Raw genomic sequence first — 15,821 nt, 5'->3', positions numbered from 1 at the left:
AGCAAATGAGGCCCCTGGCCGCCCCCCCTCCGACGAGGGACGCGGCCAGGGGGCCTTTCGCGTTCCGGGCACCGCATCCTCGCCGCTCTCGCGCTACTCCTGATCACCGCCGTCCTCGCGGTCGGCGGATAACCCGCAACAGTTCGCCCGGGCACGACCGGGCGCAGGCCTCACACGCGGCAAGAGGCGCACCCCGATGCGGCAAGCGGTTGGGTGCATAGGACACCGTCTAAGGGCTGGTCGGCGAGGCGACGACCAACTCGGTGTTCGGGTCATGGTCGATCTGAGGAGGGCCAGCGACGATCATGGTGGCTCGGGCCCACGGCTTTTCTCGCAACATGAACGGCAGTTCCTCCAGCAGCCACTTCGCCACGTGCTCCACCTGCTCGGGGGAGTCGCCGTCGCGAGCGGCCAACAAGCGCTTTTGCTCATCGAGGTCACCCTGCATCCACACCGAGGCGTCCAACCACGGGGCAAGCTCTTCGCGGATGATGCCGGTGCCCTCGACCCAGATGAAGTCGGCACCGGCGGGGATGGTGATCGATCCGGGCCGGTCGTGGGCGATCCAGGCATCAGGGCGGAAGTCCACTGCATCACCCCGGCGCAGGGGTTGCAGGATGTTCTCGACCAGCACGGCGCCCCAGTCGAAGTAGGCGTGGTTCCAGGCGACGTCGTCGGTGTGCACGATGGCGGAGTTGGGCACGACTTTGCGCAGCCGCTTGGCCAGGGTCGTCTTGCCGGCGCCGCCCCGGCCGTCGACTGCGATCACCCGCGGACGTCCGATGACGTCGGGTGAAGCATCGCGCAGCTGCCGGACGGCGGCGAGCAGGGTCACCACCCGCCAGCCAACGGCCTCGGTCTCGCCTGGATGCAGATGCATCGACACCCTGTCTTCGGAGGTGAGGACACGCGTCCGGCCTGCCCGGACGGGTCCGCCGATCGCTTGACTTTCCATGCTCCGACCGGATCCGGCTCAGAGACACCGCTTCGTCGAGATCCGGGACAACGCCCAGCTCGACGCAGAACAGATTCGCCAGTGTCAGGTGATCGATCTCGGCATGCCCAGCTTCAGCCAACTCGCGAAGCGGACAAGCATTGCCACCGGACCCTCAAGTTGATGGCGCGAGTTTGGCACCCGCCTGACCTTGCCGCATCAGGCTTTTGTCGTGTGGTTCAGGATGGCGCGGGCGAGGGAGGTATGTACCGCGCGCGGAAGGGCGTGGCCCATGCCGGGGATGTCGACGATGCGTGCGCCGCGGATCGCCTGGGCGAGGTGGTGGGCGTGTGGTGGCGGGGTGACGGGTTCGGCCGGCGCAGAGATGACGAGGGTGGGCACGCTGGTCTGGGCGAGCTGCTCGGTGCGGTCCATGCCGGAGGTGTCGGCACGGGCGTGTGCGGTGCTGGTGGCGTAGTGCCCGGTGTGCTTGATGATCTTCAGTTCGAGGGCACGGGCGTACTCGGCGTCGAAGGGAAGCTGGTTGCCGCCCAGGGCTCGCCAGTGTTCAGTCCGCCGCTCCAACTCGGCTTCCAGTCCATGGTCTTCCACGGGACGGGCCCACATTTCCAGCAGCTGGGGGGCAATTCCAGGGAGATCTTCGGGCGAGGTCCGAGTTCCGTCGGGGTGCACGAAGGGGGTGGTGCTGAGCGCACTCGTGCCGATCAGAGTGGCGCTGAGCAAGCGGCCAGGATGGTCCGCGATGAGGAGCTGAGTGAGCATGCCGCCCAGGGACATGCCCACGACGTGAGCTTGTTCAATCCCAAGGCGGTCCAGCACCGTGACGGCGTCCTGTGCCAGTTCGGTGAGTGGATAGGGCCGCTGGTCGAACGACCAGGTGGAACGGCCGGTGTCGCGGTGGTCGTAGCGGATGACGTGATGGCGGGTGGCGAGCTTGTCCACGAGTTCGTCCGGCCACCCCAGGCCCGATGCTTGAGCGCCCATGATCATTAGTAGTGGTGGCAGATCAGTGGCACCGCGGTCCTCCACCCAAAGGCGCACGCTGGGCGCTGCATCCACGAACCGTTCCACGTTGTTACTCCTCTCGTCAAAGACGATACGTATCGTATCGTCTCTCTCGCAGGGTACTTGCGTGATCGAGGGGCTGGTGCCGGGCCAACTGAGACGAGCCCTCACCGGCAGTTCAGAGAAGAGCCGTCGTCCTGGCGCTGCCCGCCGCCCGGCTGGAGCGGCGCCTCGCGCAGCTGGTCTGCATGCTGCACACCCCCGTCGTCCTCGAGGACGGCCGCATCGTCGACGTAGCCGCCTCGGTCGGCGCCGCCCCCCGGTCGGCTCCCGCGACCCCGCAACCCTCACCAAGATCTCGCAGCAGGTCAACATCTACGAGGACGCCTTTACCTCCTGCGTGCGCAACAGCTTCCCGGGAGACACCCAGGTGCTGATGGCGGACGGTTCACACAAGCCAATCAACCAGGTGGCGGCCGGGGACCTGGTGAAAGCCGCAGACCCAGCATCCGGGGAACTGCGGACCCAGAAAGTCACCGCGACCTTCCGGCACGACACCGAGCGCCTGGTGGACATCACCGTCGCCGACGGTGGGACGCTGGCCAGCACCGCGGGTCACAAGTTTTACGTGGTGGACCGCGGCTGGAGAACGGTACTGCCTTGGGTACGCGCGGGCGGCCGGCCTGGGCAGGGCGTGTGCGGAGGTGTAGGGGGCGTCGGGGTGCGAGTTCCCCCTTCTGTGTGAACCGGTCGCTTTCTAAATGAGACGGGAGCTCTTGGAAGGAATCCGGCGCATAGCCGGTCTCCCGATTGGCGCATAGGCCGTGTTCCCGGCGGATCACCGGCCGGACGTCCATGACTGGGCAGCTTGAATTCTCCACGGAACACCGGATAAGCGAACGAAACGCTCACTAACGCGTGCAACGTCACGCCGGGAACCGAGCTTCCGCATCCGCAACAAGCTCCGAAAGGCGTCACGCACCTACAGCTACCGCGTCGAAGAGGCGCCGCCCTTCCTCCCCCGCCTCTGGTTCGACGAGCACTTCGCAGACCTCAGCGAGCGCCTCCCCGACGCCACCTACCGCGACCATCGGCTCCTGCGCAGGGGCGCTTCGTTCAAACTTGCAGAACTCGTCACTGGCCTCACCTGGCCCGAGTGCGCGGAACCGCTGGGAATCAGCAGCGGCGTCGCCAGATACACCCTGAACGCCCTGGGCCACAGATTCACAGCGACCAGACTCTGGCCCCTGTTCGTGACCACCGTCGAGCAGATCGCAGCCGACCTTGATGCGGATGAAGCCCGTATCGACTACGCGAAACGCCGTCGTAGGGAGGCGAGTTGGCGTTTTCCCGAAAATGACTGGGATGCGCTGTTTGACGGACTGCCCAGACTGGAGCGCATGCAAGCGATGAGTGACAAGCGCGTCGTGTCGGCCCTCGTCTGGGCAGAAACCAACCAGGCCGACGTCTCGTACAGCCCGATCGTCACGGGTGTCCGCAAGGCTGGCGGTGACGCGCTGACGCTGAGCGCCTGCGCTCTCAATCCGATGACCCTCGAACTACGTGGCGCACGAGCGCGCCTGCGGCGGCGTCTGCATCTCTACGCTGCGCGACTCGCCGACGCATGCGATCGTGACCAAACGCTGGACATTTCCATGCGCGATGTTGTCGCCGAGGAGACCCGCGCGCACGCCGCGACCAACGCGCGAAAGTGATGTAACCCCTGCTGAGGCGGGGGGAAGAGAGATGGAACGCCCACCCACGGCAAGACTCTGCGTGCACTACATCTGGTGCCAACTATCCCTCTTTTGTGCCAACTAAAAATCCTCGTCACATAGGGCTATCGGGCTGGCTCTACAACCCCGCGATCCCGTTCCACCGTTTCCCGAACTCCACCCGCTCCGCCGACGTGATGTCACGTGCGACGGCGAGCCGGCCGCGCAGCTCCGCGTCGGGGAAGATCAGCGGGTTCTCGGCGAGCGCGGCCGTCTCCTCGTCCTTGGCGGAGGCGAGGACCTCCTGGGCGGCCGGGACCGGGCAGACGTAGTTGACCCAGGCGGCGAGTTCGGCGGCGACCTCGGGGTCGTAGTAGTAGTCGATCAGCCACTCGGCATTCGCCTTGTGGCGGGCGAGGTCGGGGATCATCAGCGACTCGGCCCACAGCTCGGCGCCCCCTTCCGGGACGACGAACTCGATGTCCGGGTCGTCCGCCTGGAGCTGGATCACATCGCCCGAGTACGCCTGACAGGCCAGGACGTCCCCGCTCGACAGATCCTTGATGTAGTCGTTGCCGGTGAAGCGCCGGATCTGACCCCGGCTCACCTGCTCCTCCACCTGGTCGCAGACCGTGTGGAAGTCGTCGGCCGTCCACTGGGTGATGTCGACGCCGTTGCCTTGCATCAGCAGCGCGAACGCCTCGTCCAAGCCGGACAGCAGCGTGACCCGGCCCTTGAGGTCGCTCGCCCACAGATCGGAGACCTGCCGTATCTCCCGGCCGGTCCTGCGCCGGTTGTACGCGATCCCGGTGATCCCGGACTGCCACGGCACCGTGCACTTGCGGCCGGGATCGAAGGCCGGCGAACGCAACTGCGGATCCAGGTACTCGGTCACGTTGGGCTGCCGCGCCCGGTCCATCTCCTGAACCCAGCCGAGCCGTACGAACCGCGCGCACATCCAGTCACTGATGACGATCAGATCGCGCCCGGTGGACTGATGGTTCATCAGCGCCGGACTGATCTTGCCGAAGAACTCGTCGTTGTCGTTGATCTCCTCGACGTAGTCCACCGATACACCCGTGCGCTTCTGGAAGCCCTCCAGGGTCGGTCGCCGCGCCTGGTCCTCGTCGTCGGTGTCGATGTACAGCGGCCAGTTCGCCCAGATCAGCCGCCGATCGGTGGCGGAGAGATCGGCGGCGGCCCGGTCGCCGGGCCGCACATACGCGGCAGGCACACCACACCCGGCCAGTCCGCCGAACACCGCGCCGGAACCGAGCGCACGCAGCAGGGTGCGGCGGGAGAGCGGAGGGATCGTCTTCAGGGGCATTCGGGCAGCATGCCGCGCCCTTCCACCAACGGACAATCGACATCGCGTCTTGAAGTCGTCTGACCTGCGCATCGTTGGGCCGTGAAACCGTTTGACTCTACGTTTCCCTTGCGGTTGGCTGCGGGCTCGACCTTCACGATCCGGGGGGATCTCCATGCACCGCACCATCCGCGCGGCCGTCTGTTCCGTCGCCGTCGCCGGTCTCGCGTTCGGCCTCAGTTCCTGTTCCGAGGCGGTCGACCAGGTCGACAAGGCCGTGGACGAGACGTACGAGGTCACCTACGAGGTGACGGGGAAGAACGTCGACTCGATCGAGTTCCACGGCGGTGGTGGCAAGGCCTTGGAGCCGAAGATCGAGTCGGTGTCGAAGCCCGAGTTGCCCTGGAAGAAGACGGTCAAGCTGCGCGGCATCATGCCCGCGGCGGTCATGCCGGTCGCCGCGGATCCCGAAGGCGCGCAGGTCGCGTGCAAGATCACCTACAAGGGCAAGGTCCTCGAGGAGCAGAGTGCCAAGGGCCTGGTGACCGCGGGCGGTTGCACCGCGGAGTCCCCGGTCACGGGGTAACTCGGGGGAGGTCTGAGCGGGACCCCGCCAGGAGGTCCCGCCATGCGACCGGGATCAGAAACGGTCCGGGGCGCGCTCTGGGAGCGGGGACCCGGGGAGTGCGTCCGGCTGCCGGTTCTTCCGTGCCTCCGCGTTCGAGTCGGCCGTCGCCTCGCAGGTCACGTCCTTCGCGGGGAGCTTGCCCGAGAGCAGGTAGCCGGTGACCGTGCCGTCCGTGCACGCGTTGCCGTTCGGGTAGACGCCATGGCCCTCGCCGCCGAGGACGGTGACCATTTTCGATCCCTTCAGGGCGGCGTGCAGGGCCTGACCGCTGGGCAGCGGGGTCTGCGAGTCCCACTCGTTCTGGACGACCAGGGAGCGGACCTTGTTGTTCACCTCGGTCGCCGGTTCCACGGACTCGTCCCAGAACGCACAGGGCTTGATGCTGGACGCGAAGTCGCCGTAGAGCGGGTACCGGCCCTTGTCCTCGATGGCGTCCCGCCGGTAGCTCTCAGGATCGCGGGACCACGCGGACGAGTTGTCGCCGCACACCACGGCCCAGAAGCTCGCCGTCATGTTGTCGGACGGCACCTCGGCGGCATCGGCGGCGGCGCCTGCCGTCCCGGTCCCCTGGGATCCGGTGAACGCCGCGAGCTTCCTCGCGGAGGCGGGCTCGCCGGCCGCGGCCTTCTTCAGCTCCACGATCGCCTCGGTGGCTTCCTGCGGGCTGAAGACCGCACCGCGCATACCGCTGCGGATGTCATCACCGGTGGTCGGCTGCCCCTCCACCTCGATGGGCTTCTCGTCGGCCTGCGCGACCAGGCCCCAGAAGGTCCGGTCGACCTCCTTCGGGGTGTCACCGAGGCCGTACTTCTCCGAACGCTCGGCGGCCCACCCGGTCCACCGGTCGAACGCGGGCTCGGCGCCCTCCGCCCACCACTGAATCATCCCTCGCCAGGCGCGCGCCGGATCGACCGCGCTGTCCAGCACGAACCGGTCGGCCCGGCCAGGGAAGAGCTGGGTGTAGACGGCGCCCAGGTAGGTGCCGTACGAGTAACCCACGTACGAGATCTTCTTCTCACCGAGGATCGCCCGGAGCAGATCCATGTCGCGCGCGGTGTTGCGCGTGGTGATGTGCGCGAGCGTGTCGCCCGCCTTCTCCTCGCACTTGTTCGCGACGGCGCGTGCCCAGGCGACGTCCTTGCCGAACGTCTCCTCCTTGTACGGCCGCAGCCAGTTCTCCTCCTCCGGCTCCAGACCGCAGGAGACCGGGCTGCTCCGTCCCACACCGCGCGGGTCGAAGCCGATGAGGTCGTACTTCCGCTGTGCCGGCTCGGGGAGTCTTTCCTGCAGCCCCAGCGGCGTGTAGAGCCCCGGCCCGCCGGGGCCGCCGGGGTTGGAGAACAGGACGCCGTGGCGCTTGTCGGGCGCGGTGCTCCTGATCCGGGATATGGCTAAGTCGATCCGCTTGCCCCCGGGAACCCGGTAGTCCAGCGGGACTTTGATCGTGGCGCACTCGAACTCCGCCGGAGCGTCGGCTTCGCACCGCTTCCACTGCGGCTTCTGCTGCACATACCGGTCCAGCGCGCCCTTGGCGGCGGCGGACGAAGAGGCGGTCGACGGGGTGGCGGCCGGAGCGGCGGTGGCCGTCGAGGTGGCGAGCGCGGGAGCCAGTGTTGCCGTGACACTCACGGCCAACAGGGGCGCGAGACGTCGTCTGCGCACGATATCGATCCTTCCGGTCGCGTGTTCGGACGGAAAAGATCCTTCCGGAACCGGCCACGCACGCGGATCACTCGCTGGGGCTGCACTCCCCTCCACCCTGGGAATGACACAACAGCCGCACGTGGTCCCCGAGTTGTAGGGCAAGGCCCCCGTCGCCTTCGTCCTCGACCGGGGGCAGGATGCCGGTCTGACGGATCTCAACCGCGCCGATGGCGGGCCGCCGGATGGGAGGTGGGCAGACGGTCGCCCCGGCCGAACAGCTTCTGGCGCAGCGTCCCCTCCTCGTACGCCGTCTTCAGCAGGCCGCGTTTCTGCAGCACCGGCGCCAGCTGGTCGGCGAAGTCCGTGAAGGTGCCGGGGCTGGTGACGTACGCGAGGTTGACGCCGTCGACGCCGGCGTCCCGCCAGCGCTCGAGCTCGTCGGCGATCCGCTCCGGCACCCCGGCGACCGGCCGCGTCCAGGCGCGCGCCCGCAGCACCTCGCCGAACGTCCACGTCTTGTCCGGCGCACCCTCCACCAGCGACCGCACGAAGCCCTGCACGCCGTTCGTGTCGATCTCGCCGACCGGGGCGTCGAAGTCCACCTGCGACAGGTCGAGCTGGAGCGAGCCCGACATGTGCGCGGCGAAACCTTCGAGGCTCGTGTGCTCCCGGTAGTCGGCGAGCTTGCGCTCCGCCTCCTCCTCGGTGCTGCCCACGATCAGGGTCAGCCCCTGGAAGAAGAGGATGTCGCCGCCCTGCCTGCCGTACGCCACCGCCCGCGCCCGGACGTCCTCCACCTGGGTCCGCGCGCCCTCCGGGGACACCGCCCCGAGGAACACGGCCTCCGCGTTCCGCGCCGCGAACTCCCGCCCCCGCTCGGACGATCCGGCCTGGAAGAGGATCGGCGTGCGCTGCGGGGACGGCTCCGAGAGGTGGGGGCCGTTCACACGGTAGAAGCGGCCCTCGTGGCGGACGTCGTGAATACGGGCCGGGTCCGCGTAGACGCGTCGCTCGCGGTCACGCAGGACGGCGCTCTCCTCCCAGCTCCCCTCCAGGAGCTGGTAGAGCACGTCCGTGTACTCCTCGGCCCGCTCGTACCGCTCGTCGTGGAGGGGAAGTCCGTCGAGGCCGAGTCCCTTCGCCGCCGACTCCAGGTACGACGTCACGATGTTCCACGCGACGCGGCCCTTGGTGAGGTGATCGAGGGTGGAGAGACGGCGCGCGAAGTTGTACGGGGGTTCCTGGAGGACCGACTGGGTGAAGGCGAGGCCGAGATGCTCGGTGGCGTGGGCGAGGGCGGCGACGAGCAACGACGGGTCGTTGACCGGGATCTGGAGCCCTTCGCGCACCGCCGTGTCGCGGGAGCCGCGGTAGGTGTCGTACGTCCCGATGACATCGGCGAGGAAGAGCGCGTCGAAGTACCCGCGCTCCAGGGTGCGCGCGAGCTCCGTCCAGGTCTCCAGGTCGGTGTACGAGGTCTGGTTCGTGTCGTCGCGGACCCACTGGCCGTGGTTGATGTGCGAGACGCAGTTCATGGCGAAGGCGTTGAAGCGCAGCGGGCGGGGCGCGGAGGCGTCGGTCATCGGGTGGCTCCGGCGGTGGCGGCGGGGTGCGGGTGCACGGCATCCAACAGGGTTCGGGTGTAGGGGTGTCCGGGTGCGGAGAAGAGGTCCTCGGCGGGGCCCGACTCCACGACGCGGCCGTCCTTCATCACGAGGACGTCATCGCTGACATGCCGTACGACGCCGAGGTCGTGGGAGATGAACAGGTAGGCGAGGCCGAGGGACTCCTGCAGTTCGGCGAGCAGGTCGAGGACCTGTGCCTGTACGGAGACGTCGAGCGCGGACACCGGCTCGTCGAGGACCAGGACGGCCGGGCTCGGCGCCAACGCCCGTGCCAGAGCGGCGCGTTGGCGCTGCCCCCCGGAGAGGGACAGCGGGTGTCGGTCGAGGGTGTCGTCCGGGAGGCCGACCTGCGCGGCGAGTTCGGTCACCCGGCGCGCGGCCTCGTCGGGCGCCGGCACCGGGTGTCCGGCGCGCCGCAGTCGTACGGCGTCGATCAGCGAGCGGCGCACGGTCCAGCGCGGATCGAACGCGGACAGCGCGTCCTGGTGCACGAGTTGGATGCCGTGCCGGCGCGGGCGCCGCTCCCGCTCCGGCAGCTCGCTCCACGGTTCGCCGTGCAGGGTGACCGTGCCCGCGTCGGGGCGGGTCAGCCCGAGCGCGATCCGGGCCGTGGTCGACTTGCCGGACCCCGACTCGCCCACGATGCCCAGGGTGCGGCCCGCCGCGAGCGCGAACGACACGTCACGCACGGCGTCCCGGCTGCCGAAGGTCTTGTGGATCCGGTCGGCCGTGAGCACGGCCTCGTGGGGTCGCCCGCCGGTCCGGCGTGGGACGGGGGCGTGTCGGGGCGCCTCTTCGGTCGGATGGGTGCTGTTCCCCTCCTCGGGCGACTGCGGACCGGCGGGCGCGGGCCCCGGCGTGAGGCGCGTGCCCTTGGCATGGCGAGCCGGGTCCGCGGCCAGCAGGGTTCTCGTGTACGGGTGCTGCGGGTCCTCCAGTACGGCGGCCGCCTCTCCCTCCTCGACGATCTCGCCGCCGCGCATCACCGCCACCCGGTCCGCGAGCCGTCGTACGACCCCCAGGTCGTGGGTGATGAACAGCAGACCGCGCTCCCGGCTGCGGGCCGCCGCCAGGAGGTCGAGGATCTGGGCCTGCACCGTCGCGTCCAGGGCCGTCGTCGGCTCGTCGGCGATGAGCAGCGGCGGGTCGAGCGCGAGCGCGGTGGCGATCAGGGCACGCTGGCGCAGCCCGCCGGACAGCTCGTGCGGACGCTGGGCGGCACGCAGTTCGGGGTCCGGGGTGCCGACCTGCGCCATCACCTCCAGGACCCGGGCCCGCCGCGTGGCCCGGTCGCCGCCGCCATGCAGCCGCAGTGCGTCCTCGATCTCCTTGCCGACCGGACGCAGCGGGTCGAGCGAGACGAGCGCGTCCTGGAGCACAAAGCCGATGCCCCGGCCGCGGACGCGGCGCCAGCGCCGTTCACCCCAGCCGCGGACGTCCTCGCCCTGCCAGGTCAGCCCGTCCGCCGACACCCGCGCACCGGCGCCGGTCAGGCCGACCAGGGTGCGGGCCGTGACGCTCTTGCCGGAGCCCGACTCGCCGACCAGCGCGACGGTCTCGCCGCGCCGCACGGTGAGGGAGACGCCGCGCACGACCTCGCGGTCGCCGAAGCCGACGGTCAGGTTCCGCGCGGATATCAACGCGTCATGGATGTCAGGGGTGCTGGAGGTCATCAGCTGCTCCTCACGTCGAGCCACGCCTGCAGACGGCGGCCGAGAACGGTCGTGGACAGGGTGGTCAGGACGATGAACAGGCCCGGGAAGAACGACGTCCACCAGGCGTACTGGAGGAAGGTGCGGCCGTCCGCGAGCATCGCGCCCCACTCCGCCGCGGGCGGCTGCGCGCCGAGGCCCAGGAACGACAGCGACGACGCCCACACCACGGACTGGCCGATGCCGAGCGTCGCGAGGGCGGCCAGCGGCCGCAGTACGTTGGGCAGGACGGTGCGCCGCACGACGCGCGCGGGGGAGTGCCCGAGGCCGCGCGCCGCCTCGACGTAGCCGGAGCGGACGACGGTGGTGGCCTGGGAGCGGATGAGCCGGGCGTACCCGGCGGCCTCGCCGATCCCGACCGCGATCGCCGCCGTCACCGCGCCCGTGCCGAACACGGCGATGAAGAGCAGCGCGAGCAGCAGCCCCGGGAAGGCGAAGAGGACTTCGAGGACACGGCCGACGGCGAAGTCCACACGGCGCCCGCCGAGCGCCGCGCTCAGGCCGAGCAGGATGCCGAGGCCCAGGGAGATCGCGGTGGCGCCGAGGCCGATGAGGAGGGATTGCCCCGCGCCGTACACGACGCGTGTGTACACGTCGCGGCCGTTCTGGTCCGTGCCGAACCAGTGCTCGGCGGAGGGGGACCGGAAGAACTCCGCGGGCTTGATCCCGTCCGGCGCGTACGACGTGAGCAGGCCGGGGACGAGCGCGGCGACGACCACCAGGGTCAGGAAGAGGCCGGCGGCGAACAGGCCGGGGCGCGGCCGCGACCGGGTACGAGCCGGGGCCAGGGACGTGGTCAGGGCGGTCACGGTCAGATCTCCCGGGGGGTACGGACGCGCGGGTCGACCACCGCGTACAGCAGGTCGACGGCGAGGTTGACGAGGACGTACACCGTGGCGATGAGCAGCACGATCCCGGTGACGAGCGGCAGGTCACGGGCGATCACGGCGTTCAGGAGCGCCCGGCCGACGCCCTGGCGGGCGAACACCGCCTCCACGACGACCTCGCTGGAGAACAGCGCGCCGACCGCCCAGCCCGACAGGGTGAGCGGCGGCAGCAGCGCGTGGCGCAGGGCACGCCGGGCGCGCACGGCCCCCGCGCTCATGCCGCGCAGCCGCGCCGACGTGACGAACGGCTGGTCGAGGGCGGTGAGGAGCGCGACGCGCGTCACCTGCCCGAGATAGCCGGCGAGCGGCACGGCCAGGGTCAGTGCGGGCAGCACCAGGCCGATGAACCCGGTACCGCCCGCGACCGGGAACCAGCCCAGGCGGAACGCGAACACGTACAGCAGCACCACCCCGAGCCAGAAGTGCGGAAGCCCCGCGGCGACCGTCTCCAGACCCGAGCCGAGGGCCCGCCCGACGGCCCCCTCGCCGGTCGACAAGAGGATCACGGCTGCGGCGATCAGCCATGCGAACAGCAGGGCCAGGGCGGTGAGCTGGAGCGTCGACGGCAGTTGCTCGGTGATGACCGTGCCCACCGACTCCTTCAAGGAGGTCGACACGCCCAGGTCGCCGGTGAGCAGCCGCCCGAGGTGCTGCGCGTACTGGACGTACAGCGGCTGGTCGAGGCCGTACGCGTGGCGCGTCGCGGCGATCGTCTCCGGTGTCGGATTGGCTCCGGAACCGCCGCCGAGCAGCACGAGCACCGGGTCGCCCGGCACCAGATGCAGCGCGAAGAACGTGACCGTCGCCGCCGCCCACAGGACGAGCGCGGCGCCCGCCACTCGGACGAGGACCCGGCGGTAGAGGGGAGGTGTCGTCATCGGGAGCTCACCCAGGCGTCGTAGAGGTAGGGCAGGGAAAGGGCCGGTTCGAGGGCGGCGCCGCGGACCGAGCCGTTGTGCGCGGCGAGGCGGGTCGTCTGCGGGTAGAGGGTCAACTGGTAGGCGCCCGCGGAGATCAACCGCTGCGCCGCGCCGTAGAGCCTTTGCTGCTCGGCCGGGTCCGTGGTCGCCTGAGCGGCCCGGAACAGCTTGTCGAGGGCGGGGTCCTTCGCGTACGTCGCGTTGGAGTGGATCCCGTTCCTCACGGCGTACTCGCTGCCGAAGACGGTGTGCAGCACATCGGGTGTGTTGGTGTTCCAGTAGCCGTCGCGCAGGTCGTACTTCCCCGCCTGATAACGGGTGTTGACGCTCGCGGCGTCCAGCCGCAGCAGCTTCAGCTGGAAGCCGACGTCCTTGGCGGTGGCCTGGACCTGCTCCATCAGGGCCAGCTGGTTCGGGGTGATGTCCGACTTGAGGAGTACCTCGGCGGTGAGGCGTACGCCGTTCCTGACGCGGTAGCCGTCGCCGTCGCGCTTGCCCCAACCAGCCTTCTCCAACAGTGCGTTGGCCTTCTCCGGGTCGTAGGGCCAGGCGTTCTCGTACGCGTCCGAGTAGTGCGGTGTCACATAGCTGAGCGGGCCGCCCGCCCGTCGGTACTGGCCGAAGAACACGCTCTTGAGGCCGTCGGCGACATCCGCCGAGTACAGGAACGCCTTGCGGACGCGGAGGTCGTCGAAGGGCGCGCGGGAGGTGTTCAGGGCGAGATTCGTCGGATTGCCCGGGCGGTCCCGCACGACGACCTTCAGGCGGTCGTCGTGCTCGGCGGTCCGCTGGTCCTCCGGCGGCAGCGCGTCGATCACGTCGACCTGCCCCGACTGCACGGCCGCGAACCGCGTCGCGGGTTCCGGAATGAAGCGCCAGATCACCTTGTCCGCGTAAGCCGGTCCGGAGTGCTTCGCGTACGGCGGCGGTGAGTTGTAGCGCGGGTTGCGGACGAGGACGACGTCCGACTGCCGGTTCCACTTCCGCACGATGAACGGGCCGGTGCCGACGGGCGCCGCGCAGTTCGCCTCCTTGCCCCGGGCGAGGGCCTTCGGCGACTGGATGCCGAGGAACGCCTGCGCGAGCATGTTCAGGAACGGCGAGTACGGGCGGTCCAGATGGACGCGCGCCGTGAACTCGTCGACCACATCGGTCCTCCGGTAGGGAGCGAGATAGCCGCCCGCCGTGCCGGACTGGGTGTCGGGGTCGACCATGTGGTCGAAGTTGGCCTTGACGGCCGCCGCGTCGAAACGGGTGCCGTCGGTGAACCGGACGTCACGGCGCAGGTGGAAGGTGTAGGTCCGGCCGCCCTTCGCGATGTCCCAGGACGTGGCCAGCCACGGCTGGGCCCTGCCCTTGGCGTCGAGCGCGACGAGCGAGTCCAGGACCTGCTGGGCGACGTACGCCTGCGGCATGTCGCCGGCCACATGCGGGTCGAGGCAGGTGGGTTCGCGGTCGGTGGCGTAGGTGAGGGTGCCGCCCGCGGCGGGCCGCGCGGTGACGGACGTGGTGGCTTCGCCGGTTCCGCAGGCGGTGGCGAGGAGCAGGAGCGGGAGGGCGAGGAGGAGACGGGAGGGCGGTTTCACGGGGACTCCGGGGGGTCTGCGTGCGCGGTGAGGACGCGGTGCGGCCGGTCAGAAGAAGCCGTTGAGCGGGGGAGGGGTGCCGTTGAGCAGCCAGTCGCCGGACACCCGCGCCTTGTGCGCGATCGGGTTGTGGGAGGCGACGGTGCGGGCGTTGCGCCAGTGCCGGTCCAGGTGGTGCTCGCGGAGCGTGGCGGACGCCCCGCCGACGTCGTAGAGGCGCTCACCCGCGTTCAACGCGGCGCGGGAGGCGGTGATTTGGGCCTAGGCGACCGTGGCGGCCGCCTCGTGCAGGGCGTCCGGGGCGCCGGCGATGTCGTCGTCGGCGGGGACCGCGAGCGCCGCGTCGATCACGGCGGCGGCGTGCAGCACCACCGCCTCGGCGGCCAGCGCCCCGGCCGCGATGTCGCCGACGGCGAGCTGCACCAGCGGGTCGTCGACTGCCCGGCCAACGCTCGCGTGTTGCACGGCGCGCGCCTTCTCGCGGCCGTACGTCACCGCGTCCGCCAGGGCCGCCTTGGCGATCCCGGCGTGCACGGCGGCCAGGAACAGCTGGTAGTACGGGCCCAGATGGGTCCGCCGCTGACGGCCGGTCGCGTCGACCGCGATCTCGTCGTCGTACGCGACCACCTGCCGCAGTCGTGTCGTACCGGAGGCGGTGGTGCGCTGGCCGAGCGCGTCCCAGTCGTCGACCAGTTCGACGCCCTCGCGCGAGCGCGGCAGCACCACCCGTACGCGACGGTCCTCGTCGTCGAGCGCGATCACGACGACGTGGTCGGCGAAGAGCGCGCCGGTCGAGTAGAACTTCGTGCCGTCCACGCGGAACGCCGCGCCGTCCCGCGTGATGCGGGTGCGCATCTCACCGGGGTGCGCGGTGCCGCGCTCGGACGCGGCGTTGCCGAACAGCTCACCGGCGACGACCGACGGATACCAGCGGGCACGCTCGTCCACGGTGCCCTGGCTGATGAGCAGTTCCACGAAACCGAAGTGCGGGCGCAGTGCCTGTGCCACGTTCGAGTCGGCCTCGGCCAGATCGATCACCAGGCGGAACAGCTCGACGAGCGACCCGCCCGCGCCACCGTGCTCCCGAGGCACACGCAACGCGCCCAGCCCGCTGTCGCGGACCAAGTCGACGCTCTTGTAGGGCAGTTCACGCGCGGCCTCCAGCGGCGCGGCGTCGGCGCGGATGCGGTCGAGAAGCCCGGGCGGCGCCACGGAGAGGGCGTGCGGAGGGACGCGAGAGGGCATGAAGAGGCCTCCGAGGGCGGAGCGGGGCGCGTGTCGGCGAGCGCGCGGGGGCGGAAGACGGCACGGCGTAGTGCCGCAGCGAAACGGGATGGGGGAGCGCGCGGAGGTGGGCGCGGGGCGGCCGGCCTGCGGAGAGGGCGTGTTCAGCCCTTCGGGCCTGCCGTCACCTTCGGACCGGATCTCGCGGGCCGCGACGCGTCGTCGGGGCCGTTCGGGGATGTCAGGAAGGTGACGCGCGACCTACGCGGCGGCGCTGCGACAGACGGCACTCGAGACACGCGACAGATCGACATGACGTCGCTGTGTGAGCTTCTGCCGGTCGAACATGATCGACATTGAACCAGACGGCCGTTCCCGCAGTCGAGACGGCTTTGACGAAGAGGCTATCGGGATTCCCTTCCACGGAACGCCGACGGGTAGCCAAGCCATCGGCTCCGCCCGCCAGTTGACAGGGGATCCCGATCGGCCCCGGCATGTCCCGGTCTCACAGGTTCCACAGGATTCTCTCGGCCGGTTCCCGGGCTGCTGACCCCGGCTTCTCAGGTCGCCCGGCGAGGATCGTCGGCGTGCTCCGCCACCTGCCATCGGCGGAG

Annotated in this window: 15 protein-coding genes; 3 read left to right on the top strand and 12 right to left on the bottom strand. The window is 70.0% G+C overall.

Annotated features, from left to right (window positions below; all coding sequences use genetic code 11):
- Positions 1-229 precede the first annotated feature (229 nt).
- On the bottom strand, positions 230-955 hold the full coding sequence (locus OHU35_RS05335; protein ID WP_359895234.1) for a hypothetical protein: 726 nt from the start codon (positions 953-955) through the stop codon (positions 230-232).
- A gap of 198 nt (positions 956-1,153) precedes the next feature.
- The gene (locus OHU35_RS05330; protein WP_189724242.1) at positions 1,154-2,026 is read right to left on the bottom strand and encodes an alpha/beta fold hydrolase; all 873 of its coding nucleotides are present in this window, start codon (positions 2,024-2,026) and stop codon (positions 1,154-1,156) included.
- 334 nt (positions 2,027-2,360) lie between these two features.
- Here OHU35_RS05330 and OHU35_RS05325 point away from each other — a divergent pair, with 334 nt between their 5' ends.
- Together OHU35_RS05325 and OHU35_RS05320 are read left to right on the top strand one after the other, a co-directional pair.
- Complete coding sequence (locus OHU35_RS05325) at positions 2,361-2,705, top strand: Hint domain-containing protein (protein ID WP_268249324.1); 345 nt, start codon at positions 2,361-2,363, stop codon at positions 2,703-2,705.
- 508 nt (positions 2,706-3,213) lie between these two features.
- Positions 3,214-3,675, top strand: a complete 462-nt coding sequence (locus OHU35_RS05320) for a hypothetical protein (RefSeq protein ID WP_189724240.1) — start codon at positions 3,214-3,216, stop codon at positions 3,673-3,675.
- 139 nt (positions 3,676-3,814) lie between these two features.
- On the opposite strand, the gene OHU35_RS05315 is transcribed toward OHU35_RS05320, so the two are convergent.
- Positions 3,815-5,002, bottom strand: coding sequence for a spermidine/putrescine ABC transporter substrate-binding protein (locus OHU35_RS05315; RefSeq protein ID WP_189724239.1), 1,188 nt, complete (start codon positions 5,000-5,002; stop codon positions 3,815-3,817).
- 154 nt (positions 5,003-5,156) lie between these two features.
- On the opposite strand from OHU35_RS05315, the gene OHU35_RS05310 reads away from it, so the two are divergent.
- On the top strand, positions 5,157-5,567 hold the full coding sequence (locus OHU35_RS05310) for an MmpS family transport accessory protein (RefSeq protein ID WP_189724238.1): 411 nt from the start codon (positions 5,157-5,159) through the stop codon (positions 5,565-5,567).
- Between the two features lie 54 nt (positions 5,568-5,621).
- Here the strand turns inward: OHU35_RS05310 and OHU35_RS05305 are convergent, their stop codons facing one another.
- The 9 genes from OHU35_RS05305 to OHU35_RS05265 form a co-directional block, all read right to left on the bottom strand.
- Entirely contained in the window at positions 5,622-7,271 is a 1,650-nt protein-coding gene (locus OHU35_RS05305) for an alpha/beta hydrolase (RefSeq protein WP_189724237.1), read from the bottom strand.
- Positions 7,272-7,468: 197 nt separating this feature from the next.
- Complete coding sequence (locus OHU35_RS05300; RefSeq protein ID WP_189724236.1) at positions 7,469-8,836, bottom strand: LLM class flavin-dependent oxidoreductase; 1,368 nt, start codon at positions 8,834-8,836, stop codon at positions 7,469-7,471.
- Positions 8,833-10,551, bottom strand: coding sequence for an ABC transporter ATP-binding protein (locus tag OHU35_RS05295; protein ID WP_189724235.1), 1,719 nt, complete (start codon positions 10,549-10,551; stop codon positions 8,833-8,835). The genes OHU35_RS05300 and OHU35_RS05295 overlap by 4 nt, the downstream gene beginning before the upstream one ends.
- The gene (locus OHU35_RS05290; protein WP_189724234.1) at positions 10,551-11,399 is read right to left on the bottom strand and encodes an ABC transporter permease; all 849 of its coding nucleotides are present in this window, start codon (positions 11,397-11,399) and stop codon (positions 10,551-10,553) included. The genes OHU35_RS05295 and OHU35_RS05290 overlap by 1 nt, the downstream gene beginning before the upstream one ends.
- Positions 11,400-11,401: 2 nt before the next feature.
- A complete protein-coding gene (locus OHU35_RS05285; RefSeq protein WP_189724233.1) occupies positions 11,402-12,355 on the bottom strand; it encodes an ABC transporter permease in 954 nt (317 codons plus the stop codon).
- Complete coding sequence (locus tag OHU35_RS05280; protein ID WP_189724232.1) at positions 12,352-13,983, bottom strand: ABC transporter substrate-binding protein; 1,632 nt, start codon at positions 13,981-13,983, stop codon at positions 12,352-12,354. The genes OHU35_RS05285 and OHU35_RS05280 overlap by 4 nt, the downstream gene beginning before the upstream one ends.
- Before the next feature lie 48 nt (positions 13,984-14,031).
- Positions 14,032-14,238, bottom strand: a complete 207-nt coding sequence (locus OHU35_RS05275) for a hypothetical protein (RefSeq protein WP_372498774.1) — start codon at positions 14,236-14,238, stop codon at positions 14,032-14,034.
- A 6-nt stretch (positions 14,239-14,244) separates the two neighbouring features.
- Positions 14,245-15,228: an acyl-CoA dehydrogenase family protein gene (locus OHU35_RS05270; protein WP_189724230.1), complete on the bottom strand. Its 984-nt coding sequence runs from the start codon at positions 15,226-15,228 to the stop codon at positions 14,245-14,247.
- 240 nt (positions 15,229-15,468) lie between these two features.
- Positions 15,469-15,555, bottom strand: a complete 87-nt coding sequence (locus tag OHU35_RS05265; RefSeq protein ID WP_372498773.1) for a putative leader peptide — start codon at positions 15,553-15,555, stop codon at positions 15,469-15,471.
- Positions 15,556-15,821: the final 266 nt, after the last annotated feature.

The sequence above is a fragment of the Streptomyces purpurascens genome (assembly GCF_045040895.1).
Classification (GTDB): Bacteria; Actinomycetota; Actinomycetes; order Streptomycetales; family Streptomycetaceae; genus Streptomyces; species Streptomyces purpurascens.
The sequence above is the reverse complement of the archived record's forward strand: the minus strand, read 5'-3'. Positions and strand labels throughout refer to the sequence as shown.

Bases quoted from the DNA above. Each gene is read 5' to 3' on its own strand.
- OHU35_RS05335 (WP_359895234.1), bottom strand. From the start codon at position 955: ATGGAAAGTCAAGCGATCGGCGGACCCGTCCGGGCAGGCCGGACGCGT.
- OHU35_RS05315 (WP_189724239.1), bottom strand. From the start codon at position 5,002: ATGCCCCTGAAGACGATCCCTCCGCTCTCCCGCCGCACCCTGCTGCGT.
- OHU35_RS05310 (WP_189724238.1), top strand. From the start codon at position 5,157: ATGCACCGCACCATCCGCGCGGCCGTCTGTTCCGTCGCCGTCGCCGGT.
- OHU35_RS05300 (WP_189724236.1), bottom strand. From the start codon at position 8,836: ATGACCGACGCCTCCGCGCCCCGCCCGCTGCGCTTCAACGCCTTCGCC.
- OHU35_RS05295 (WP_189724235.1), bottom strand. From the start codon at position 10,551: ATGACCTCCAGCACCCCTGACATCCATGACGCGTTGATATCCGCGCGG.
- OHU35_RS05285 (WP_189724233.1), bottom strand. From the start codon at position 12,355: ATGACGACACCTCCCCTCTACCGCCGGGTCCTCGTCCGAGTGGCGGGC.
- OHU35_RS05270 (WP_189724230.1), bottom strand. From the start codon at position 15,228: ATGCCCTCTCGCGTCCCTCCGCACGCCCTCTCCGTGGCGCCGCCCGGG.
- OHU35_RS05265 (WP_372498773.1), bottom strand. From the start codon at position 15,555: ATGTTCGACCGGCAGAAGCTCACACAGCGACGTCATGTCGATCTGTCG.